Genomic DNA, 21,783 nt, shown 5'->3' on the forward strand with positions numbered 1-21,783 from the left:
ACCAACAAATCAGCAACACTCTCGCGCACGACGCTGACCGCGTCGGCGAGGATGTGCGTGTTGCTGTTCATGCCTCCATTCTCCCAGGGGCCACCGACATTCAAGTATCGATATTCCCCAGATTGAGGCGCAAAAACATGAGAACAATAGGAGAGGATTTTGGACCGCTAGAAGCAGCGGTCCACGCCTCACGCTACGACGCCGACGTCAGCATCGGCTGGAAGTAGTCGAACAGAGCCGCGTCGATCGATTGATCGAACCGCAGAATCATCTCGACCACTGCGTGCGGAGTGTCCCCCGGCATGACAGTTTCTGCCGCGCCCTCGGATCGCGCCTTGCCGAGGTAGTAAAAGTCGCTTCCTTCGGCATCGTCCTTCTTCACGAAGACGTGCAGGTCGACCTCATTTTCTACAATGCTGCGCACTTCACCGCTCTGCAGGGTTCGACGACTCCGCGTGAACCAGCGCATCGTCGAACGACTTAGCAGCTCATCCCCATAAGCAGTGCTCGCCGAGATCTCGTCGCTCTTGTGAAGCGTGACAAAGATCGGGCATGTCCGAGTCAGCGCGTCGACCTTGTAGCCGTAGATAGTCGCCGAAACGTTCTTGCTCCACGACAGCAGTCGACATGCATCCTTTCGTGAATATTGCCGCCCCTGCACGAACGGAACATCGGAGAAGTACCGCTCGCTGACGACTGCAATCGTTGTTTCGAGTAAGTCCTCAATCGCGGAAACAAACGACTCGCTCCGTGATGCGTTCCGACCAAAGACTCCGGTCGCGGCGATGATGCCGTCGCGCCGTTCCGCGAGGGGAATCTTGTACTTGTTCCGCTCTTGCTCAGTGTAAAACTCAAACGTCAACGCGCGCACGGCAGTGTCGACCTGCGCAGGTGTTGCGGAGAACCCCTGGCTGACGATTGCGTCAATTAATTGATCGACGCTGCGCTCTCCGTGCGCCAACAGTTCACGAACGACGATCGCTTCGTGGGGGCGCTTGGCTGCGAGAACCTCCTGAGAAAGCAACGCGAGAGCGTCCCACTCTTCGGTACTGAGACCGGTGGGAACCTTCAGCAGCTTGGACACGAGTTCCGGGTAGTTTCCGCGGACCGTTCCGAGCACAACGGGGTCGGCGGCGTCAAAGCGCTGGAAGTCCGCGAGCAGTGGCACTCTCCCCAAGCGCGCTTGCATGTTTTCGAGCGCGGCCCGCAGATTGGCCATGCTGTCCAGCTTCGCGGCGGCGATCGCCTCGAGCACTCGCTGCTGCGCAATCTCGTCGAATCGAACGCTGGAAAGCCCGGAAACCACGCCGATTTCTTCCGCGGCGATGAGGTTCTTTCGCACCGATTCGCGGTTCAGTGATTCATCTCCGAACAGCGCGACCGGGATCAGATAGTTGTTTGCATAGTTGCCGATGAAGTCGATGACGACAAGAAATTCCTTGTCCGGCGCGATTCGCAACCCGCGACCGAGTTGCTGAACGAAGATGATCGCCGACTGGGTCTGCCGCAACATCACAACTTGGTTCACGGACGGGATATCGATGCCTTCGTTGAAGACGTCGACGGTCAGAATGTAGTCGAGTTCGCCACCTTCGAGCAGTGCTACTGCCGCCTCTCGCTGCTCAATCGTGTCATCACCTGTCAGAGCCCGCGTGCGAAGTGGCTTGCCATCCACGCTGGAGCGGTTGAGCGCTTCAGCCAAACCATGAGCCTCTGCTTTGGAGCGGCAGAAAATCAAACCTTTGACGGGGGTGCTCTTGTGCCCGTAGGTCTCCAAAGTGGCGCGAATATGGTCGACCCTCGCGTGCGACAGCAGCTTGGGGAGGTCGGCGAAGTTGTCGCCAATAGTCGATCCGTCGTCGGTGGTGTAGTCCGTGACGCCGAAGTAGTGAAAAGGCACGAGCATGTTCTCTTCAAGCGCCCGATTGAGCCGGATCTCGTACGCGACGTTGTAGTCGAACAGCTCGAACAAATCGGCACCGTCCGTGCGTTCGGGCGTTGCTGTCATGCCCAGCAAGAACGTGGGCCGAAAGTGGCTCAGAATCTTCCGATATGACTCGGACGCGGCGCCATGAGCTTCGTCGATGAGAATGTATTCGAACGCGTGCGGGTCGATGGATTGGAGCACATCGTCGCGCGACAGCGATTGGCGGGTCGCAAAGACGTACCGGGCGTCCGTTGCGCGTTCGGAACCACTGATCTTGCCGAAGTCGGACGGTGCGGCTCCGAGCACGCGCTGAAATTCTTGGATTGCCTTATCAAGAATCTGCTCGCGGTGAACGACAAAGAGAAATCGGTCTGGGTCGACCGCCCTCACGTCGAAGGCGGAGAGGATGGTCTTTCCCGTGCCCGTGGCGGAGATGACGATGGCCTTGTCTTTGCCTGATCGTCGAATAGCGTCGAGCTCCGAAAGTGCCTCGGCCTGCATCGCATTGGGAGCGATCAGCGGCAGGGGCCGATCCGGGTCGGGCATGCGAGTATCTCCGCTGCCCACAATCGTGCGCGTGCGCGAATTGCGAGGCGGTGCAACGTAGGTGAGTTCGTACTCGTCAACCCACTGCTCGGTGAGCTCAATTGAGTTTGACAGCTGGCCATCGACGAGGTGGTCGATTTGGTCTCCGAGGTCGCTGCCTTCCAAAGCAGACACCCGTAGATTCCACTCATGGTTCGTCACGAGCGCGCTCTTGGTCAGGTTTGAGCTGCCGAGGATCATCGTCACTCGGCTGTCGTGCTCAAAGATGTAACCCTTTGGGTGGAAGGCTGCCGCGCTGTGGAGGCGAACATCGATGCCGTGGTTACGCAGGGCAAGAAGTTCACGGAACGCACCCGGCGAGTTGAAGCCCAGGTAGTCCGACGTGATGATCGTCCCGGCTCCGCGAAAAGAGACGAGTTCTTGCTTTAGCAGCGAGATCGCACCGGGTGAGACGAAAGCCACCGAAAATACAAACTGACTCGATGTCTTGAGTTCTTCTCGCAAGGCGCGAAGCATCGTGTTGTCGTCGGCGTTGTCTACCAGCCGAGGACCATTTGCTTTTGGAGCGGCTACAGCACGGTTCGCGAAACCATATTCAAGGTCGAGTGCGAAGTCGCTCGACCAATCAAAGTCACGCGCCAACGGAATCGAAGTCTCGCTGGATTCGTTCAACGGCAGGCACGTCGGCCGGCGCCCACTCTAGGTCGAGGAGCCGCTCGGGCTTGAGCCAAACGACCGAAGCATGCTCGGTCAGCTTTGGTGTGCCCTCTATCAGCTCGCAGTAGAACGTTGTCAGCGTGACGATGCCAAAGTCGTACTCGTGGGCGGTGATTTCAACCTGCTCACCGACCGAGACTACGCATTCGAGTTCTTCGCGAATCTCCCGTTCAAGCGCTTCGCGCGGCGTCTCCCCCGCCTCGATCTTGCCGCCGGGGAACTCCCACATTCCTTCAAGGGCGCCTGGGCCACGTTGTGCACACAACACCTCGCCGTCTCGCACGATGACCGCGCCGACAACGTTGATCTGCTTTTTCACCTTGGCCTCCCACTGGCAGCGTACCGAAGGGGACGGACGTTCATCACGACCAGACCGTTCCACCACCGCCGACCCAACCGTTCCACCCCCACGCAACCCGATGGTTCCGCTACCCCCACGCCCCCACCCCCACCTCGCACATCCCCTACCCCTGAACTAAGCTGATTCCTGGGCAACACGCCCACTCAGGTATCTTGATATCAAGACACTTTTCAGCCTGTCACGCGAGGAGCTTGCCGCACGATGGCCAAGATCATCTACACCCACACCGACGAGGCGCCACTTCTGGCAACGCACTCGCTCCTTCCCATCATCAGCGCCTTTGCTGGCACCGCTGGTGTAGAGATCGAGACCCGCGACATTTCGCTCGCTGGCCGCATCATCGCGGAGTTCCCGCAGAAGCTGACCGACGAGCAGCGCATCGGCGATGCTCTGGCAGAGCTCGGCGGCCTGGCCACGACGCCCGAGGCCAACATCATCAAGCTACCGAACATCTCGGCATCGGTTCCGCAGCTGAAGGCAGCCATCGCTGAGCTTCAGGCCAAGGGTTACGACATTCCTGACTACCCCGACGAAGCGGAGACGGTCGAAGACCAGCACACCCGCGCTCGCTACGACAAGATCAAGGGTTCGGCTGTAAACCCGGTTCTCCGCGAGGGCAACTCCGATCGCCGCGCTCCGCTGTCGGTCAAGGAGTACGCACGCAAGAACCCGCACTCGATGGGCGCATGGACCCCCGAGTCGAAGACCAACGTTGCCACGATGGGTCAGAACGACTTCTTCTCGAACGAGAAGTCGGTCATCATCGAGGCTGACGACGTGCTGCGCATTGAGCACGTCAACGCTGCGGGCGACGTGAAGGTTCTCAAGGAGAAGCTCAAGGTTCTCCCGGGTGAGGTCGTTGACGGAACCTTCATTTCGGTTGCGAAGCTGGACGAATTCCTCGCTGCGCAGATTCAGCGCGCGAAGGATGAAGACGTTCTGTTCTCTGTGCACCTCAAGGCCACGATGATGAAGGTCTCTGACCCGATCATTTTCGGCCACGTTGTTCGCGCGTTCTTCGCCGATGTGTTCGCAAAGTACGGCACCGAACTGCTCGACGCCGGGCTCGATGGTAACAACGGCCTCGGCGCGATTCTCGACGGCCTGGGCGAGCTGCCCAACGGTGAAGAGATTCGCCGCGCCTTCGAGCAGGGCATCAAGGATGGCCCGCGCCTCGCGATGGTCAACTCTAACAAGGGCATCACCAACCTGCATGTTCCGTCTGACGTCATCGTCGACGCATCGATGCCTGCGATGATCCGCACGTCGGGTCACATGTGGGGCCCCGATGGCGCCGAGCACGACACGCTCGCCGTCATTCCCGACTCCTCCTACGCCGGCATCTACCAGGCCGTTATCGACGACTGCCGCGCCAACGGCGCGTACGACCCGGTAACCATGGGCTCGGTTCCGAACGTCGGCCTGATGGCTCAGAAGGCTGAAGAGTACGGCTCGCACGACAAGACGTTTGAGCTGGCAGAAGCCGGAACCGTTCGCGTCGTCAACCAGGCTGGCGACGTGCTCATTCAGCACGACGTTGAGGCGGGCGACATCTGGCGTGCATGCCAGACGAAGGACATCCCGATCCGCGACTGGGTCAAGCTTGCTGTTTCGCGCGCACGCGCAACCGGTGACAAGACGGTCTTCTGGCTCGACGAGAACCGCGCACACGACGCGAACCTGATCGCCAAGGTCAAGGCTTACATGCCCGAGCACGACACGACCGGCCTCGACATCGAGATCCTCGCGCCGTACGAGGCAACCAAGCTTTCGGTCGAGCGCATCCGCCAGGGTCTGAACACGATCTCGGTCACCGGTAACGTCCTCCGCGACTACAACACCGACCTGTTCCCGATTCTGGAACTCGGAACCTCGGCAAAGATGCTGTCGATTGTTCCGCTTCTCAACGGTGGTGGCCTCTTCGAGACCGGTGCCGGTGGTTCCGCCCCCAAGCACGTTCAGCAGCTTCTTGAAGAGAACTACCTGCGCTGGGACAGCCTCGGCGAGTTCCTCGCGCTGGCAGCCTCGTTCGAGCACTTCGCCAACGTGAACGGCAACGACAAGGCACGCGTTCTCAGCGAGACGCTCGACAAGGCAACCGGTACGTTCCTGCTCGAGAACAAGTCGCCGGGTCGCCGACTCGGAACCATCGACAACCGTGGTTCGCACTTCTACCTCGCGCTGTACTGGGCCGAAGAGCTCGCCGCGCAGACGGCTGACGCCGAGCTGGCTGCGGCCTTCGCGCCGCTGGCCGCAACGCTGCGTGCGAACGAGCAGACCATCGTTGACGAACTGCTCGCCGTGCAGGGAACGCCCGTTGACATCGGCGGCTACTACCGCCCCGACGAGGCTCTCACCTACCGCGTGATGCGCCCGTCGGCAACGCTCAACGCTGCGATCGACGCTCTGTAAGACGTTCGTTTAGCAACGGGGTGGCCCGGTCGGATCTTTGGATTCGGCCGGGCCATTCTCGTTGCGTCGCCTCCGGCCAGGAAAAAGGTGCCCGGTCACATTTAGATAAAAAATACTGCATCTAATAAGACTTTGCATAAAGAAAAACATCCTTTATCCTGGAGGAGTGAAATCTACCCCGCTCCCCGTGAAGCGCGCGCTGCGCACTATTGGGCAAAACATCGCCACGCAGCGCAAGCTCCTCGGCCTGACCGCGAAGATGGTCGCCGAGCGTGCCGGAACCACGCCACCCACCATCAGCAAACTGGAGAGGGGCGACGGCGCATCTCTGGAGATCACGATGAGCGTTCTTCGCGTCCTGGGCCTCATGAACGAGGTAGTCACGGCAACAGATCCGTACGAGACTGACCGCGGTCGCCTCATGGCTGACGAGGTGCTCCCCATTCGGGTGCGGGTACGTGACGATGGCTGAGCCAATCGAGGTCACGACAGTGATCTCCGGCCAAGACGTGCTGGCCGGCCGAATTCACCGCACACGCGCCACCGGGTCCTTCACGTACGACGACGACTATCTCCGCAACCGGGCGGCCTTCCCGCTCGCACCCATGCTCAGCCTCCATCGCGGCGCGTTCCCCTTGGCAGCAGCGAACCCTTTCAGCGATTCCGCGCCAGATACCTGGGGGCGAAAGGTACTCAACCGCGCCGCCGGGCGAACACTCGATGAGATCAGCCTGATGCTTGGTGTCAGCGACGAGAGCCGTCAGGGCGCCACCCGTTTCTGGGAGAACGGAATCCCGTGCGCCGACGAAAACGGCGTCCCTGCAGAATCAGACCTCACCGCCTTGATGCGCGTCGCCGATCAGATCGAACGCAACGAGCGCGACATCGACAATGCCGCCGTGCGTCGACTCTTCCGTGCGACGGGATCACTGGGTGGAGCACGCCCCAAGGCGAATGTGCGACTTGGGTCAGAACTGTGGCTGGCCAAGTTTCCGAAGCCCAACGGCGACGACTGGAACAAGATGGCGTGGGAGGCGGTCATGTTCGAACTCATGCAGCGCGTCGGCATCGACACCCCCACACACTTAGCTAAGCAATTCACCGTCGACGGCGAGCGACGCACGGTGCTGCTACTGAAGCGATTCGACCGTTCCGTCGACGGCGTCAGAATCCCGTATATCTCGGCGATGACGGCTCTGGAAGCCGGCGATGGTGAAGGCGGCGACTGGGTTGACGTCGTCGACTTTGCGCGTCTGAACGGCGCCGACACCCGGGAACTCTGGCGGCGAGCTCTCTTCGGCGCCGCAGTAGGAAACCTCGATGACCACCTACGGAACCATGGGTTCCTGCGCCGAGGAACCAGCTGGCAGCTCTCCCCCGTCTTCGATGTCAACCCAGAGCCGCTCGGTGACGGCGACGATCATCAGCTCTCGCTGGCCGGCGAGAACTCCGTCACCATCGAGGCGATACGACAGCGCGACTCACTCCGGCTGTTTGACGTGGACGAGGCCGACGCAGATGATTTCGCGGTTGAACTGCGCGCCGCACTCGCCGATGCCAGCCGGTTGGCGACGGCGAACGGCGCCGATTCTCGGTCCGTCGCCGTCATGGACGATCGCATCGCAGCTGCGATCGAAGCGCTCTAGCGTCGCGGGGAAGGCGCGGCGGATTTCCGAACGCCCTCAATCGCCCTTCTCTGCCGCCAGTCTCCGATTGGTCTTAGCCGTCGCCACAGCGGTGTAAGGGTCTTCGGGCCAGGGGTGCTTCAGATACCGGCCGCGCGTCTCAGCCCGAACCTGCGCATAGGGCCCGGCCCAGAACGAGGCCAGGTCTGCCGTTACCGCCAGCGGATGACCGCCGGGAGACAGCAAATGGAAGATGACCGGAACTCTCCCGCCAGCGACCCGCGGAGATTCCAGCATTCCGAAGCACTCCTGCAGCTTCACCGCAACCACGGCCGACGGGTTGACGTCGTCGTGAAGCGAGTACTGCACCCGGATCATCGCGCCGCTCGCCACCCGCAGACGTTCCGGAACAAGCTCATCAAAGGCGACGGCCTCGGGCCATGGCAGCAACCGTCGCAGTGCCGAGGTCAAGTCGATCTTCGACACCGACTTGCCTGCCGCGAGCGCGGACATCTCGGGCGCGAGCCACTCGTCCAGTCGAGCGAGCAACGCATCGTCCGACATCGACGGCCACGGTTCGCCGATCACGCGGTGCAACAACGCGAGCCGCGAGCGCAATGCGACCGCGCTCTCCGCCCACTCGAACAGGTCGAGCCCGCGAGCTTGCAGAGCGCGACGCACAGCGGCTTCCGTTTCGACCCCGGCTTTCACAGACACCGGAACCGAGGAGCGCACGATAGCGCCGACTCGCTTTTCGCGGCGGGCGACCACGCGACCGTCGGTGAAGGTCGCTTCGATCCGATCTGTCGTCAAGTGCTTTGCGGCGACGAGCGCAGACTCTTCATCAAGCGCCGCCGCGGACCGGATGACGGCACCCGTTCCCGCGGCGACCCGACTCGTCGCGCGCGTGATGTCGGCGACGGCCAGCCACTCGCCACCCGCCAGCTCTCCTGCGACTCCTGCCCTGGTTCCGGACGCCAGCTGAAACACCCCGTCTGCCACCCGGCGCGCGATGCGATCGGGAAACGCGAGCGCCACGATGAGGCCGACGGAATCAGCGCGGGTGGAACCATTTGCTCGGCCCGCGAGGCGGGTGAAGCGATCAACCTCACGGCTCCAGGAGCGATGCTGCGGATGCCTGCCATCGCGCAGCGCCCGCAGCGTGGCGTCGAGGTCAGCGTCGTCGGCGCGAATGTCGTCGTTCACCGCGGCGACGACCTCGGCCGCGACTCGTGAACCCACAAGCTCAGCCCCATCGAGCAGCGCTCGCGCGAGCCGCGGGTCAGCGGGTATGCGGGCGAGCTTGTGGCCGAGCGCCGTTGCCTTCCCCTGGGCATCGACAGCACCCAGGGCCTGGAGTGCGGTTTCGGCACGCGCCACCGCGGTGGCTGGCAGCGCGTCGGGCAAACGCAGACCCTCACCGCGTGGAGCGCCCCAGCAGGCCAACAGGAGCGCGGCATCGGTGAGGTCGGTGGACAACATCTCTGGGGTACCGAATGCGGGGGCGGCAGCGAACGTGCGTTCATCGACGCAGCGGATCACGGTGCCCGGCCCGAGACGCGCGGCACGACCGGCGCGCTGCACGGCGGATGCGCGTGGGGTTGAGACGGTTACAAGGCCTGACATCCCGCGGCCGGAGTCGTACATCGGAACTCTCGATAGGCAGGAGTCCACCACGATGCTCACGCCCGGAACCGTGAGCGACGACTCAGCGATCGAAGTCGCGACGATAATTCGTGTCTGCTGGCCAGCACCGCGTTCTGAGACGGCGCGATCCTGTTCGCGAACCGGTGCCTGACCATGGAGTTCGAGCACATCGGCGTCACGCACATCGTCGCGCAGATGCATCGCGATCACGCTTACCTCGCGCGCGCCTGGCGCAAACACCAAGATGTCGGTGTCTGGTTCGTGGCCATGCGCGTCTACCGCGACCTGCGCAACGTGGCGCAGAAAGCCGGGGGTTACGCCTCGTTCATCCATGCGGTCGCCCGGCGGTGGTGCCCATCTAATGTCGAGCGGATGCGCGACCGAATCGTGCGACACGATCGGCGCCGGATCGGAGTCGCCCAGAACAGCGGCGAACCGCTCGGCGTCGACGGTCGCCGACATGGCGACAACGACGATGTCGTCGCGGAGCTGGCGCACTTCGCCCAGCAACCCGATGAGGAGATCGGTGTCGATTGCGCGCTCGTGAACTTCATCGAGGATGACGGCGCCAACGTCGGTGAGTCCGGGATCATCCATGAGCCGCCGCAGCAGAACCCCCGGCGTCACCATCTCGATCCGTGTTTCATCGGTCATCGAGCGCTCGCCACGCACAGTGAACCCCACACGGTCGCCGAGGTTTGAATTGTCGAGGCTCGCGAGGCGACGCGCCGCGGCGCGGGCCGCCACCCGTCTCGGCTGGGTCACGATGACGCGGCCTTCGACACGGTTGGCGACAAGGGGCGGGACCAGGGTGGTCTTTCCTGTTCCGGGTGCGGCTGTGATGACGATTGCGTCAGTTGCGTCGAGCGCGGTGTCGACGTTGCCAAGAGCACCCTTGAACGCCAACCCGCGCCCGATAGCGGCGAGGTCAAAATCGGCGGTCATGTGTCTACCTTCCCGGTGGGGATTGTGTCGTTTTCGGTACGTCGCTTCACAGACGCGAGCGCAACGGCCAGGCAACCGTGGAGTGGTCTACTTTCCGGCCGGTCGACTGTTCGACTTTGGCTGATGACACAATGCTCGCCGCAGGATTCCTCCGGGCTTCATCTGCCCGCGCCCGTACCGGTCCTTTCGGTCTGGTTTGATTCCTTTGCGTATCGGACGAACCCGACACCGCGCAGCGTTCTCGCTTCAATGCATACGCTACCCTCAAGCCATGCCCCAGTTGAGCGTCGCCAATCGCACACTCTCTCGCATCCCAAAGCGAGCCGAAAAGCAAGAAATCGAGGTGCTCCACCGCACGTTCTCTGATTCGGGAGTCTTTGATGTCATCGACACCGTCGATAGCCAGATCATCTACGGGCGCCGTGGAACAGGAAAAACCCACGCGCTGAACTACCTAGCGAGCGAGAAACGTGAAAGCGGTGAGTTGGCTGTCTACCTCGATCTCCGCACTGTTGGTAGCCCAACGGGGGTCACTGGTGGCCCTCCCGCTGATCGAGCCGAGCGCGCAACGCGACTGCTGATTGACATTCTCGGAGCCTTGCACGAGGAGTTACTGTCCAGCGCCCTGGAAGGCGCCACCACCGGGGACGAATTATTGGTTGCGCGCGCCAACGCCTTCGCGCAAGCAATTGCTCGCGTTCGCGTCGAGGGGACGGTGTCCCGCGGGCGCACAAGTCGCCAATCAACATCATCGGGATCCAATTTCGCTGCCGAGCTATCTGGGGGTTTTCACGGTGGTCGTGTAACAGCGGCGACTATCGCAGGCGAGACTTCCTCGAATGAGCACCGGGAGGAGGTCAATGGTGTCGAAACACACGAAATCCACTTTGGTGAGGTCTCACGAGCGCTTCGTGATCTCACCGAGAGCTTGGCAACCAAACGCTTGTGGATATTGATCGATGAATGGTCGAGCCTTCCGCCAGAACTGCAGCCTTTCCTTGCAGAATTCCTTCTTCGCTCGGTTCTTCCGCTTAAGAAAATCGTGGTGAAGATCGCGGCTATCGAGCACCAGTCCGTATTCCGCACGACAAGTGGAGACGCAACCATCGGGTTCGAAGTCGGGGCCGATATATCGGCGAACGTCAACCTTGATGATTTCATGGTCTATGAAGGAAACGAGGAGCGGAGCGTCGAGTTCTTCAGCGACTTGTTCACGCGCCACGTCGCTGCGGGAGAGGGCCTGGTGCCTGGTATCGACACCTCGGTTCCGTCCTCGGTAATCACCGTGGCTTTCTCAGATTCCCGCGCATTCGCGGAGCTTGTCCGCGCGGCTGAGGGTGTACCCCGCGACGCACTGAATATTGCTGGCATCGCAGCCACCCATGCGCTCGACACGAAAATCACGGTTCCCCTAGTTCGTCAAGCTGCACGCGACTGGTACCAGTCTGACAAACTGAAGGCGCTCGAGAGTCGACAAGAAGCAATCAGGCTACTGCATTGGATCATCGATGAGGTTATCCGAGGGAAGAAAGCCCGTGCGTTCCTTGTCACAGAAGATGAATCGCATAGTCCAGAGATTCTTACGCTCTTCGACGCACGCGTGTTGCACCTTGTGCGGCGGGGATATTCTGCGCAAGACGATCCTGGTGTGCGGTACAACATCTGGAACATTGATTTCGGCGCCTATGTCGACCTCATACGCACCAAGAACGCGCCGCAGGGCGCCCTCGCTATCGGCAATGATGATTCAACGTTTGCAACAGTAGATGTGCCAGCCGAAGACAGACGCGCCATTCGGCGAGCGATCCTGACGCTCAAGGACTTCGCATCACCCAGATAGCCGGACCCGAATTATGCCGAAGATTCCTCTCACGCGACCTCAGAGACGCCAAGAAACAAACTGCCGCCGGAGCCGACCGGGACGTTACTTGATGAGAGGAGAGCCCAGCTTCTGACCGAGCGGGAGCATCATGCAGTTTCCGTTCTACAGGGGCGATCTCTGGCACTTCACCAACAATGCGGGCCGATGCCCTAATCCGGGAACTCAACGTGCCGTATCTTCATCGGCGACAGCGCCGCATCGAGGAGAGCTGGGCGCACGAAACGGTAGTGAAATTCGTCTAGCCGGGACTGCGAGGTGGGCGCCGCAAGCGCTGCCAACTCCGCAACGTCGATCTCGCTGCTAGCTTCAACATCTACGCGGCAAGGGAAGGGTTCGACGCTGAGTGTGCCCGCTACCAGAGTCGGCATGGCATAGTCGCGTACCCACGCAGCCAATCTTTATAGTTCCGCTGCTGGCGAGACCACCCACGTGGAAGGTGCTGGTCGCGCGATGCATAAGCTCGGGTAACTGTCGATCAACCGGACCTCGCCAACACGCCCATCTGGAGCCGCCCGGGAACCGATGGTCACCGGCTCGGCAAGGAGACCGAGACCAGTGAGAGCACCGTCCTCGCCGTGGATGAGCTGTCGCGCAACGCTCGCACGAATCGATCGGTGTTTGTCGGTATTCGAGTACTCCTGAAGAAGAATGAGCGGGTGTACAACTTCGGGGTTGCGTCCGGCCGCTGCGACTAGGCGGTGCGGGATGGACGGGATGCCGCTGTCATCGCGGAATGGCTGAAGAGATGACACTCGCTCGTGGAGTTCCGTAGTTGGGTCACCCAACGCCGGAACATCCTTCCGGATGCGCTTGGCCCACTCATTGAATTTCAACTTCTCCTGGTAGGCCGGCAAAGCTACCTTTCGCGATGCCACGTCCGAGAGTAAACCTTGCTCTAGCTCGACCAGGTACCAGACAACGTTGTCAAGTGCCGTACGGAGATGATGGATGCCTTCCGAAAAGAGAAGTGCTACATCATACGGTACTGGCGAGATTGCCGACACCTCGACGCGAGTACGTCCGTCAGCTGAACGCAGCTCCGTTAGCTCAATCGGATCGGACTTCGACCAATCGAGCGATCGCATAGCAATTCGATAGAAGCTGTCGTCGGCGCGCGAAAGCCTCGCGACGATCGGAGCGAGCTGTTGCGGGAGCCAGTTCTTCAGCACATCTAAGTATCCCGGACGGATGGCCTATCCCGATCTCATCCACGGCCGGCGACTTACTCGGACGAAGGCAAAGCCACGTGCTTCCTCTCCACGTTTCGCTACGGCTGGTTCGCAGAAACCACAGACCCGCCGCTCGCGACACACCGCCGCGGTCTTCACCACGAACGTACTATGCTTCGTGCATGAAGAGGTCAGAGCCTTTCGACGCATCGGCCATATCTGCGGAGATTTCCATCGCGCGGTCCGAAGGTCGCGCGATGGTTGCTGGCGCGCTTGATTTTCTACTCCACGACGATGCGTTACACGAAGACGATCTCGCATACTTCGCTTTTTTGGAGCGTGCACAAGCAATGCACATCGGAGTTGTCGATCTGGTTGAACGCGGAAATCCAATCGCATCCGTGACGCTCCTGCGGGCATTTGCAGAGAATCTCGCTGTTGTGTACTACCTCGCCGATCGGCCCAGCGAGGTTCAGAAACTTGGTCCAGGCGCAACCCAAGGGTTCCCAATTGGACGCGTGATTGCCGCGGCGAACAAGTCCCTCCCGGGCTTCAAGGATCTCTATGCGCACTGGAGCAATATCGCGCATCCATCAGGCAAAGGCGGTTTCCATACACTCGACGTGTCAGACGACGGAACCTTCACGTGGCAGTCACACCCAAAGTTCCGGTCACTCGACGATGCTCACCAGATACTCGACTGGCTCAGCGATCTATGCAGCCTGACCCGCCAAATCATTGTGCACACGGGAGCACGGCTCTCTAATGGCACACACGACTGACGGTTCGATCGCATCAACCGATGTGCAGAGACGGCACGGCTTGCTTGTTTGGGTTCTTTCTGGATTTCAGTCTCGAAGGATTCTATTCACCCGAATATTCCCTGCCGAATCCGGCCCCATGGCAACAACCCAGGCATAGCCTTGAAGTAGACCCCGCAACACACCCAACAGCGGGCTCAAAAACAAGGAGCAAATCATGCGCGCCGTACGTTTCACCGACTGGAAGACCAAGCCGTCGCTGAAAGAGGTTCCTAAGCCCACCCCCGGCCCGGGCGAGGTGCTACTGAAGGTTGCGGGAGCTGGCGCGTGCCACTCGGACGTCGCGATCTATGCCGACTTTGAGGCTGGCATAGTTCACGGGCTCGACCCCGAATACACGCTCGGCCACGAGAACTCGGGCTGGGTTGAAGAGGTTGGCGAGGGCGTCACCGGATTCACCAAGGGCGACGCCTACCTCGTGTTCGGCCCCATCGGCTGCGGCCACTGCACCGCATGTTCGCGCGGCCAAGACACCTACTGCGAGAACGCCGCCACCAACCCGTACCAGGGCATCGGCCTCGGTCGCGACGGCGGCATGGCTGAATACCTTACGGTTCCGGCTCGCAACCTCATCCCCCTCGGCGACGCAGACCCGGTCGCCGCAGCACCCCTCGCAGACGCTGCCCTCACGCCGTATCACGCCATGAAGCTGTCACTCCCCCAGCTCAACAAGGGCGGCGCGACCGCTCTCGTCATCGGCCTCGGCGGCCTCGGCCAGATCGCCGTACAGATCATCAAGGCCCTCACCGGCGCGACCGTCATCGCCACCGACATGAAGCCCGAAGCGATGGAACTCGCCGCCTCGCGCGGCGCCATCACGGTACCCGGCGGAGAAGGCCAGGTCGAGAAGATCCGCGAAATCACCGGCGGACGCGGCGTCGACGCCATCTTCGACTTCGTCGGCATCAAGCCCACGATCGAACTCGGCCAGCAGACCATGGCGCAGGGCGGGCGCCTCACCGTCGTCGGCATCGCCGGCGGCGTCGTTGAGTGGTCGTTCTTCACCAACCCCTACGAAGCCGTCATCACCAACACCTACTGGGGCACGATCGAAGACCTCCACGAGGTCGTCAAGATGTACCAGGCGGGCCAAATCGTTCCCGATGTGCAGCGCTTCACCATGGACCAAGCACTCGAAGCCTACGAACTCCTCGAATCGGGCAAGCTCTCGGCACGCGCCGTCGTCATGCCCAACGAATAACATTCGCGCATTCGTCTTCGGGCGAAAGGGGCGCCTGGAACCATGGGGTTGCGGGCGCCCCTTGCTTTCGGAGGCGTCGGGAGACGTGGCGAGCCGCTGACGCCGATGGCGGCAGCATCCGCCAGGATGGAAGTGCCACGAGAAGTGGGTTGGAAGAACACACGCTCCGGATGACAGCGTTGCCGCCACCGAGCAGATTAGGTGCCGCCATGAGAACAGATGTCGTCAAGCCGCGAGACGTATTCTTCAACCCAACGCGATTCGTGGTTCCGCTCTTTCAGCGACCGTACGTGTGGTCAAAGGACTTGCAGTGGGAACCGCTGTGGAACGACATCACTCGGCTCATCGAGGTGATCGCGCAACACAATCAGAATGCAACGCATTTTCTTGGGGCGATCGTCCTGCAGCAGACCCCGGCCGGGCTCGGCGCATTGCCGACGTGGAATGTCATTGACGGCCAACAGCGACTTACCACGCTGCAGATTCTGCTCGATGCCTTGCACGGTCAGCTCGAGCAGCGCGGATGGTCACAGCTCGCGGGTCAGATTCTGCCCCTCATCGAGAATCCCACCGACTTCCGTGTCGATGAATCCGACCGCTTCAAACTCTGGCCCACCAACCGCGACCGCGAAGGCTATGCCGCGGTGATGGCTGCGCCGGCGCCCGTCGATTACGACTCAATTCTGCATTCCCGCTTGAGCATCGCTCACCGGTATTTCTCCGAAGCGATCGATGCCTGGCTCGGTGATGGCGACATCGCGGAGCAGCGCGGTCGAATGCTCGTGCCGGCTATCACTGAGCGCCTCGAAATCGCCGCGATTCGACTCGACGCGTACGAAGACGCGCAGGCGATCTTCGAAACACTCAACGCTCGAGGCACTCCGCTGTCCGCCGCCGACCTCATCAAGAACTTCGTCTTCCAAAATTTCGCCGGCTCGCCGCAAGGCGCTGAAGAGGCTTACCTCAAATACTGGGCCGACTTCGAAACTCCGTGGTGGGAGGAGTTGGTCACGACGGGTCGCGTTACCAACCCTCGCGCCTCGCTTTTCCTCTGGCAATGGCTCACCGCTCGAACGCTCGAAGAGTTCCCCATCCGCGAGGTATTCACGCAGTTCAAGCACTACGTGAACACGTCCGCAAAAGACATACCCTCGCTCCTCGCTCATATTCGCACTTCTGCGGATCGCTATCGCGAGATCATCGAGGCTTCCGAGAAGAACAGTGGCGTGCTCAGCCGGGTCGAACTTTTCAGCTATCGCGTCGGAACCCTCGACTCCGAGGTTTCGCGCCCCCTCATTATCTGGCTTGACGAGCCCGAACAAGCCGCGCTCACTCAGGCCGACAAGAACCAGATCGTGACGACCCTGGAGAGTTGGTTTGTTCGTCGGTCGCTGGTGAAGGCGCCCTCGCAAGGAACCAACCGCTTCATCATTGAACTACTGAGAACGTTGCGCTCGCTACCACCAGCGGAACAAGCGGACGCTGTCGCCCAGCACCTCGCGTCTACGGACCTCGCTCACGGATACTGGCCCGGCGATAGCGAGGTTCGCGAAGCGCTCGTCGGTACGAAGGCATATCTCAAGTACCGCCGCAACCGGCTCCGCATGGTGCTCGAAGCTATCGAAGACTCTAAGCGTGGCTATCCCGACGGCAAGCGATTTGCGATGGAGCCCGTTCCACGCAATAGCGGAACCATCGAACACCTCATGCCACAAAAATGGCGCAAGCACTGGGTGGCTGACCTAACGGAGGAGCAGCAACAAGCACGTGATGTGATTCTCCATCAGCTTGGCAACCTGACGTTAACCAGCCAAAAACTCAACAGCTCGCTCAGCCACGGTAGCTGGGATTCCAAGCGCAACGAGCTCACCAAAGATGTGAATCGACTGACATCCGAGGTCCTCAGTTCAGCCCCTGCGACATGGGACGAGGCGCACATTGAGGCGCGCACAGAAAAGCTCGTTGAGCTGGTTCTCGGCATCTGGCCCGTTCCTGATGGTCATGTCGGTCGGGTCGCCGAGGTGCGCACGCGGCCAACCACTCTCAGCGGCGTGTACGTGCATCACCTTGTGAATTCGGGACTTCTCCCCGCAGGGTCGCGGCTTCGTTCACGCTTTCAAGACCCGCAGCACACCGATGCGCTCGCCATCGTGCTCGAAGACGGGTCGCTTCAGGTCGGAGACGCCGTCGCGGACTCCCCCTCGGGCGCCGCGCAACGCGCGACGGGTCGGCCAGCGAACGGTTGGTGGTGGTGGGTTCTTGAAGGAACCAATCGCTCGCTGAGCGAAGTGCGAGCGGAATACCTCGCCGAGCACGCGACGCTCGCCGACTGAATCACACAACACACGCCCCGAAGGGGTGTGACCTTCGCCGCGAGATAACGCGGAATTTCGGCGTTCCTACCCCTCCACCCAAATCCAACTCACACAAATAGCGTGCGCTATACTATAGTGATTGAAACCTGCCGCCCACCCGAGGCGTTCGCAGAAATCACGGACTATCCCCCCGGAGAGTTGAGCAAAGGAGCTCCATGAACGCACAAGACGTCGCGGCGCCCGAGTCAGCACAGCTGACAGGCAAAGCCACCAAAACCGAGCGCAAGCACCTCCGCGCTCTCAGCTGGGGCCACGCGCTCGAATGGTACGACTGGGCAATCTTTGGCCTGCTTTCTTCGTATCTCGGAGCCCACTTCTTCCCCGCCGACAACGAACTCGCCTCGACCCTGAATGCGCTCGCCGTCTTCGCCGTCGGCTTTGTTGCCCGCCCCCTCGGTGGCGTGATCTTTGGTTCCATCGCCGACCGTCTCGGCCGCCGCAAGATCATGATATTCGCGATCGCCGCCGTCGCCTTCGGTAGCTTCGTGATCGGCATCCTCCCCGACTACGAGACCATCGGCGTCGCGGCTCCGATCATCGTCGTCGCCATGCGCCTGCTGCAGGGTCTCTCCGCAGGTATTGAGGCGCCGCTCGGCACCGCATACGCGCTGGAACTGGTTCCGAACCGCCCCGGCTACGTTTCGGGCTTCTTCGGCTTCTTCAACAACCTCGGCAACCTGCTGGCTCCGCTGTCGATCTTCTTCCTGACGCAGATTCTCACGGGCGACAACCTCGCTGAGTGGGGCTGGCGCATTCCGTTCATCATCGGTGGCTTGTTCGGTCTGCTGGTGCTGTGGCTGCGCGCAACCCTTCCCGAGACCCTCGACGTTGACACCGCTCGCGCCGAGACCGCACAGAAGAAGGCCTCCTCCAGCGCCATCTGGGCTGACGTACGCAAGTACTGGCTGAGCGTTCTGGCAACCGTCTTCATCGTCGGCGCCATCCAGGCCTACAACTACACGTGGATCGCTGGCCTCCCCAACCTGGCACGTGCCGCGTACCAGGAAGACCCCAGCGCTGTCTTCGGCATCACGACCGGCTTCGGTGTGTTCATGACGCTCGGTGCTCTCGCGCTCAGCAAGGTGCTCGACCGATTCCCGATGTCGAAGGTCTTCGTGATCGCTCGCATCCTCGCTATCCCGACGATCTTCCTCTCGCTGCTGTACTCGGCGCCGGGCATCGGAACCTTCGCCGGCGTGATGTTTGGTGGCGCCATCGTGCTGCTGCTCAACATGACGATCTTCGTCACCGTCTCCAACTCGCTGCTGCCCAAGCACATCCGCGGCACGGGCCTCGGCCTCGGCTACGGCGTTGGCGTCGCCCTCTTCGGTGGCACCGCGTCATACCTGTTGCTGTGGCTTCAGGGCGAGGGCATGTTCTGGGTCTTCCCCGTCTACATCGCCATCCTGTGCGCAATTAGCGTGATCCTGTATCTCGCAGCCAAGAAGCGCAACGGCATCTTCGTCGGTAAGTAGTCCGGCTCTCTGCGCGGTGCCGTCGGCGACGTCGGCGGCACCGCGCAGGTTCGCACAGACACCGGAACCATAGAAAGAACGGAACCATGGAACGCTTCATCATTGACACCGACCCCGGCATCGACGACGCCGGAGCACTGTTCTGGGCACTCGCCACAGACAAGTTCCACGTCGAGGCGCTCACCATCAACTTCGGAAACGTGAACGTGCAGAAGGCGGCCGCCAACGCCCGCAAGATCACGCACCTTTCGGGTCGTTCCGACTTGCCGATCTACCTGGGCGCGCCCCGCCCTCTCGTTGGCGAACCAAACTTTGCCGAGCACATCCACCGCCCCAGCGGCGTTGGCTTCTGGGAGTACCCCGACCCGGCTCCCGGCACCGACGGCCCGACCGAGGCCGTGCAGAAGATGATCGAGCTCGTAATGGCAAACCCGGGCGAAATCAGCATCATGGCACTCGCGCCGCTCACGAACGTCGCCCTCGCGATCTCGCTGGAGCCAAAGTTCGCAGAGAACGTGCGCCGCATCATCTACATGGGCGGCGCCGCCCTCACGTGGGGCAACGCATCCCCCGTGGCCAGCGCCAACATCTTCAACGACCCAGAAGCCGCCGAAATCGTCGTGCAGTCTGGCGCCAAGCTGACGCAGGTTGGCCTTGACGTGTGCCGCAAGTTCTCGGTCACCCCTGACCGCGTCGAGAAGCTGTGGGCATCGGGTTCACCCATGGGTCGCGCGCTGTGCGAAATGATCGGCTACCCCGACCGCCACCAAGACATCACTGAGATGCCGGAGTGGAAGACCGAAGGCATGCACCTGAACGATGTTCCGTGTGTTGCCTACGCCATCAACCCCGACTGGTTCGAGGTGCGTCACCTGCGCGTCGACGTCGAGCTCGACGGCAAGCACGCTCGCGGCCAGACCGTCGTGCAGATGATCGACCGCTGGGGCGGCGTGCCCAACGTTGACGTTCTGATGGACATTGACGCGCCGGCCGTCGCCGATGCACTCGTTGAGGCCGTCACGGCGTTCGGAACCAGCAACTAGCGTTCGGAACCAGCAACTAGCGTGATTGACCGCTGCCTGCTCTGAGCATGGTCAGCAGCGAAAGCCTTCGGCCGTGGATCTCCCCCCACCACGCCCGAAGGCTTTCGTGTATTGCGTGAACCGATCGTGTTTCGCGTGAACTTAGGAAAGGTACGACATGACCCAAGCACTCCTCCCCTCAGACGCGGAGCTCATCGAGGCCGCCTCCGCCCTCCTCTCGCGCGTGCACGACCCTCGCGCCGTGCGGGTTGCCGCCGCTGCCCGAGGTGTCTCGGGCGCCGTGTACCTCGGCGTGAGCCTCGCCACCCCGCGCGTCAAGGTGTGCGCCGAGAGCAGCGCGGTCGCCAACGCGAAAATCGGCGGCGACGAGGCGATCACCACGATCGTTTCTGTCGGACTCGGCGCTGACGATGTTCCGCACGTCATCAACCCGTGCGGGGTGTGCCGCGAACTTATCCCGAAGTTTGGCCACGAACTGCGTGTGCTCATCGACACCGGCGACGGCGTTGTCGCCGCGGCTTCCCCCGACGAACTCCTGCCGATGCCATGGGTCCGCGCTCGCGCGTACGAAGACTAAGAAGACTTCGAACCACGAAGAATGCCCCCGAACTCGCGTGAGTTCGGGGGCATTCTTCGTTGCGGCTTAGCGCCAGGGAAGGGGGCGACGCAGAGTCTCGCCGATCATCTCCAGCACGCCGTCAAAGTTCATGTCCACCACAACCCGCTGCACCGGACGCGTCTCATCCTTAACCGGGTGCACGCCGGCCAGGTAGCGGTCACCCGTCGCCGGGTCTTCGAACGTCTGCAGCGGGCGCATCACCGATGCCGTGATCAGGTCAGGGCGAAGCAGGGCGGCGACGGCCATGCTGTCGTTGATACCCATAACGCGCTCATCGCCGGGCTGCGGGTACGAGCGGCTGTAGAAGCCCGCGTAGTCCGCGCTGATCTTGGTGATCAGCTCGGCGGGCGCGTAGCCCGTCGACTGCGCGATCTCGATGAAGAAGTCCTCCGGAACCAGCGCCTGGCGGGTCACATAGGGCCCACACCACGTCACGTCACCCTCGTGAGCGGCAACGGCCTCAGCAGCGTCGATGTCGAACGTGACGTTGGGGTCGCGCGAGACGCGGAACCGGCGATCAGCCCATGGTTCCGTGTCGCGGTAAAGCGCAGGGCCGAGCGTGCCGACGATCGTCGTGCTGCGCAGCTTCTGCAGCAGCTCGGGTTCACGCTCCAACGCGCGGGCAAGGTTGGTCTGCGGGCCAATGGCGAGATAGTCGATCTCGCCGGGGTACTGGTACACCAGGTCAAGCACGACGTCAACGCCGTTGGGCTCGGTCGCCACCGATACTTCGGGGCGCAAGCCGGTGTTTCCGAATCCGTCCTCGCCGTGAATGCCGGGGTTCATGCGCAATTCCTGCTTGATCGGAACATCGCTGCCACGGTACACCGGAACATCCTGGCGCCCGCAGATGTCGAGAACGTAGCGTGCGTTATCGGCCGCACGCTCACCCGTGGTGTTTCCGAAGACGCTGACCACCGCGAGGATATCCACCTCGGGGTCTGCTGCGAGCAGCATGATGGCCAGCGCGTCGTCAACACCCGTGTCGGTGTCGATGATCACTTTTCTCTTCGTCATG

The 21,783-nt window shown here is 61.7% G+C and carries 16 protein-coding genes; 11 read left to right on the forward strand and 5 right to left on the reverse strand.

Annotated elements, in window-relative coordinates; translation table 11 throughout:
• Window positions 1–227, forward strand: a 227-nt coding sequence (locus FVP60_RS13170) for a hypothetical protein (protein WP_222705938.1), incomplete at its 5' end; no start/stop codon positions are given.
• Here the strand turns inward: FVP60_RS13170 and FVP60_RS12375 are convergent.
• Window positions 194–3,145, reverse strand: coding sequence for a DUF3427 domain-containing protein (locus tag FVP60_RS12375; RefSeq protein WP_246132613.1), 2,952 nt, complete (start codon window positions 3,143–3,145; stop codon window positions 194–196). The two genes, FVP60_RS13170 and FVP60_RS12375, sit on opposite strands and share 34 nt — an antisense overlap.
• Window positions 3,105–3,509, reverse strand: a complete 405-nt coding sequence (locus tag FVP60_RS12380; RefSeq protein ID WP_147826607.1) for a (deoxy)nucleoside triphosphate pyrophosphohydrolase — start codon at window positions 3,507–3,509, stop codon at window positions 3,105–3,107. The genes FVP60_RS12375 and FVP60_RS12380 overlap by 41 nt, the downstream gene beginning before the upstream one ends.
• 243 nt (window positions 3,510–3,752) lie before the next feature.
• Between FVP60_RS12380 and FVP60_RS12385 the strand changes: the two genes are divergently transcribed.
• From FVP60_RS12385 to FVP60_RS12395, 3 genes are all read left to right on the forward strand, one after another.
• Complete coding sequence (locus tag FVP60_RS12385; RefSeq protein WP_147826608.1) at window positions 3,753–5,963, forward strand: NADP-dependent isocitrate dehydrogenase; 2,211 nt, start codon at window positions 3,753–3,755, stop codon at window positions 5,961–5,963.
• Window positions 5,964–6,129: 166 nt separating this feature from the next.
• Window positions 6,130–6,435 carry a helix-turn-helix domain-containing protein gene (locus FVP60_RS12390; RefSeq protein ID WP_147826609.1) on the forward strand — a complete coding sequence of 102 codons (306 nt, stop codon included), beginning with the start codon at window positions 6,130–6,132 and terminating at the stop codon, window positions 6,433–6,435.
• Window positions 6,428–7,609, forward strand: coding sequence for a type II toxin-antitoxin system HipA family toxin (locus FVP60_RS12395; protein ID WP_147826610.1), 1,182 nt, complete (start codon window positions 6,428–6,430; stop codon window positions 7,607–7,609). Before FVP60_RS12390 ends, FVP60_RS12395 begins: the two co-directional genes overlap by 8 nt.
• 36 nt (window positions 7,610–7,645) lie before the next feature.
• On the opposite strand, the gene hrpB is transcribed toward FVP60_RS12395, so the two are convergent.
• Window positions 7,646–10,180, reverse strand: coding sequence for an ATP-dependent helicase HrpB (gene hrpB, locus FVP60_RS12400; RefSeq protein ID WP_147826611.1), 2,535 nt, complete (start codon window positions 10,178–10,180; stop codon window positions 7,646–7,648).
• A gap of 271 nt (window positions 10,181–10,451) precedes the next feature.
• Here hrpB and FVP60_RS12405 point away from each other — a divergent pair, with 271 nt between their 5' ends.
• A complete protein-coding gene (locus tag FVP60_RS12405; protein WP_222705939.1) occupies window positions 10,452–12,020 on the forward strand; it encodes an SAM-dependent methyltransferase in 1,569 nt (522 codons plus the stop codon).
• A gap of 440 nt (window positions 12,021–12,460) precedes the next feature.
• Here the strand turns inward: FVP60_RS12405 and FVP60_RS12410 are convergent, their stop codons facing one another.
• Window positions 12,461–13,231 (reverse strand): hypothetical protein, encoded by a 771-nt coding sequence (locus FVP60_RS12410; protein WP_147826612.1) that lies wholly within the window; start codon window positions 13,229–13,231, stop codon window positions 12,461–12,463.
• Between the two features lie 182 nt (window positions 13,232–13,413).
• Here FVP60_RS12410 and FVP60_RS12415 point away from each other — a divergent pair, with 182 nt between their 5' ends.
• The 6 genes from FVP60_RS12415 (at window position 13,414) to FVP60_RS12440 (ending at window position 20,723) form a co-directional block, all read left to right on the forward strand.
• On the forward strand, window positions 13,414–14,013 hold the full coding sequence (locus FVP60_RS12415) for a hypothetical protein (RefSeq protein ID WP_147826613.1): 600 nt from the start codon (window positions 13,414–13,416) through the stop codon (window positions 14,011–14,013).
• A gap of 196 nt (window positions 14,014–14,209) precedes the next feature.
• Window positions 14,210–15,253, forward strand: coding sequence for an NAD(P)-dependent alcohol dehydrogenase (locus FVP60_RS12420; protein WP_147826614.1), 1,044 nt, complete (start codon window positions 14,210–14,212; stop codon window positions 15,251–15,253).
• Between the two features lie 209 nt (window positions 15,254–15,462).
• Entirely contained in the window at window positions 15,463–17,586 is a 2,124-nt protein-coding gene (locus FVP60_RS12425; protein WP_147826615.1) for a DUF262 domain-containing protein, read from the forward strand.
• Window positions 17,587–17,783: 197 nt separating this feature from the next.
• The gene (locus tag FVP60_RS12430; RefSeq protein WP_147826616.1) at window positions 17,784–19,103 is read left to right on the forward strand and encodes an MFS transporter; all 1,320 of its coding nucleotides are present in this window, start codon (window positions 17,784–17,786) and stop codon (window positions 19,101–19,103) included.
• An 86-nt stretch (window positions 19,104–19,189) separates the two neighbouring features.
• Entirely contained in the window at window positions 19,190–20,146 is a 957-nt protein-coding gene (locus FVP60_RS12435) for a nucleoside hydrolase (RefSeq protein WP_147826617.1), read from the forward strand.
• Between the two features lie 157 nt (window positions 20,147–20,303).
• Window positions 20,304–20,723, forward strand: coding sequence for a cytidine/deoxycytidylate deaminase family protein (locus tag FVP60_RS12440; RefSeq protein WP_147826618.1), 420 nt, complete (start codon window positions 20,304–20,306; stop codon window positions 20,721–20,723).
• A 66-nt stretch (window positions 20,724–20,789) separates the two neighbouring features.
• On the opposite strand, the gene FVP60_RS12445 is transcribed toward FVP60_RS12440, so the two are convergent.
• Window positions 20,790–21,782, reverse strand: coding sequence for a nucleoside hydrolase (locus tag FVP60_RS12445; RefSeq protein WP_187240673.1), 993 nt, complete (start codon window positions 21,780–21,782; stop codon window positions 20,790–20,792).
• Window position 21,783: the final 1 nt, after the last annotated feature.

It is taken from the genome of Microbacterium mitrae, from assembly GCF_008017445.1.
Taxonomy (GTDB): Bacteria; Actinomycetota; Actinomycetes; order Actinomycetales; family Microbacteriaceae; genus Microbacterium; species Microbacterium mitrae.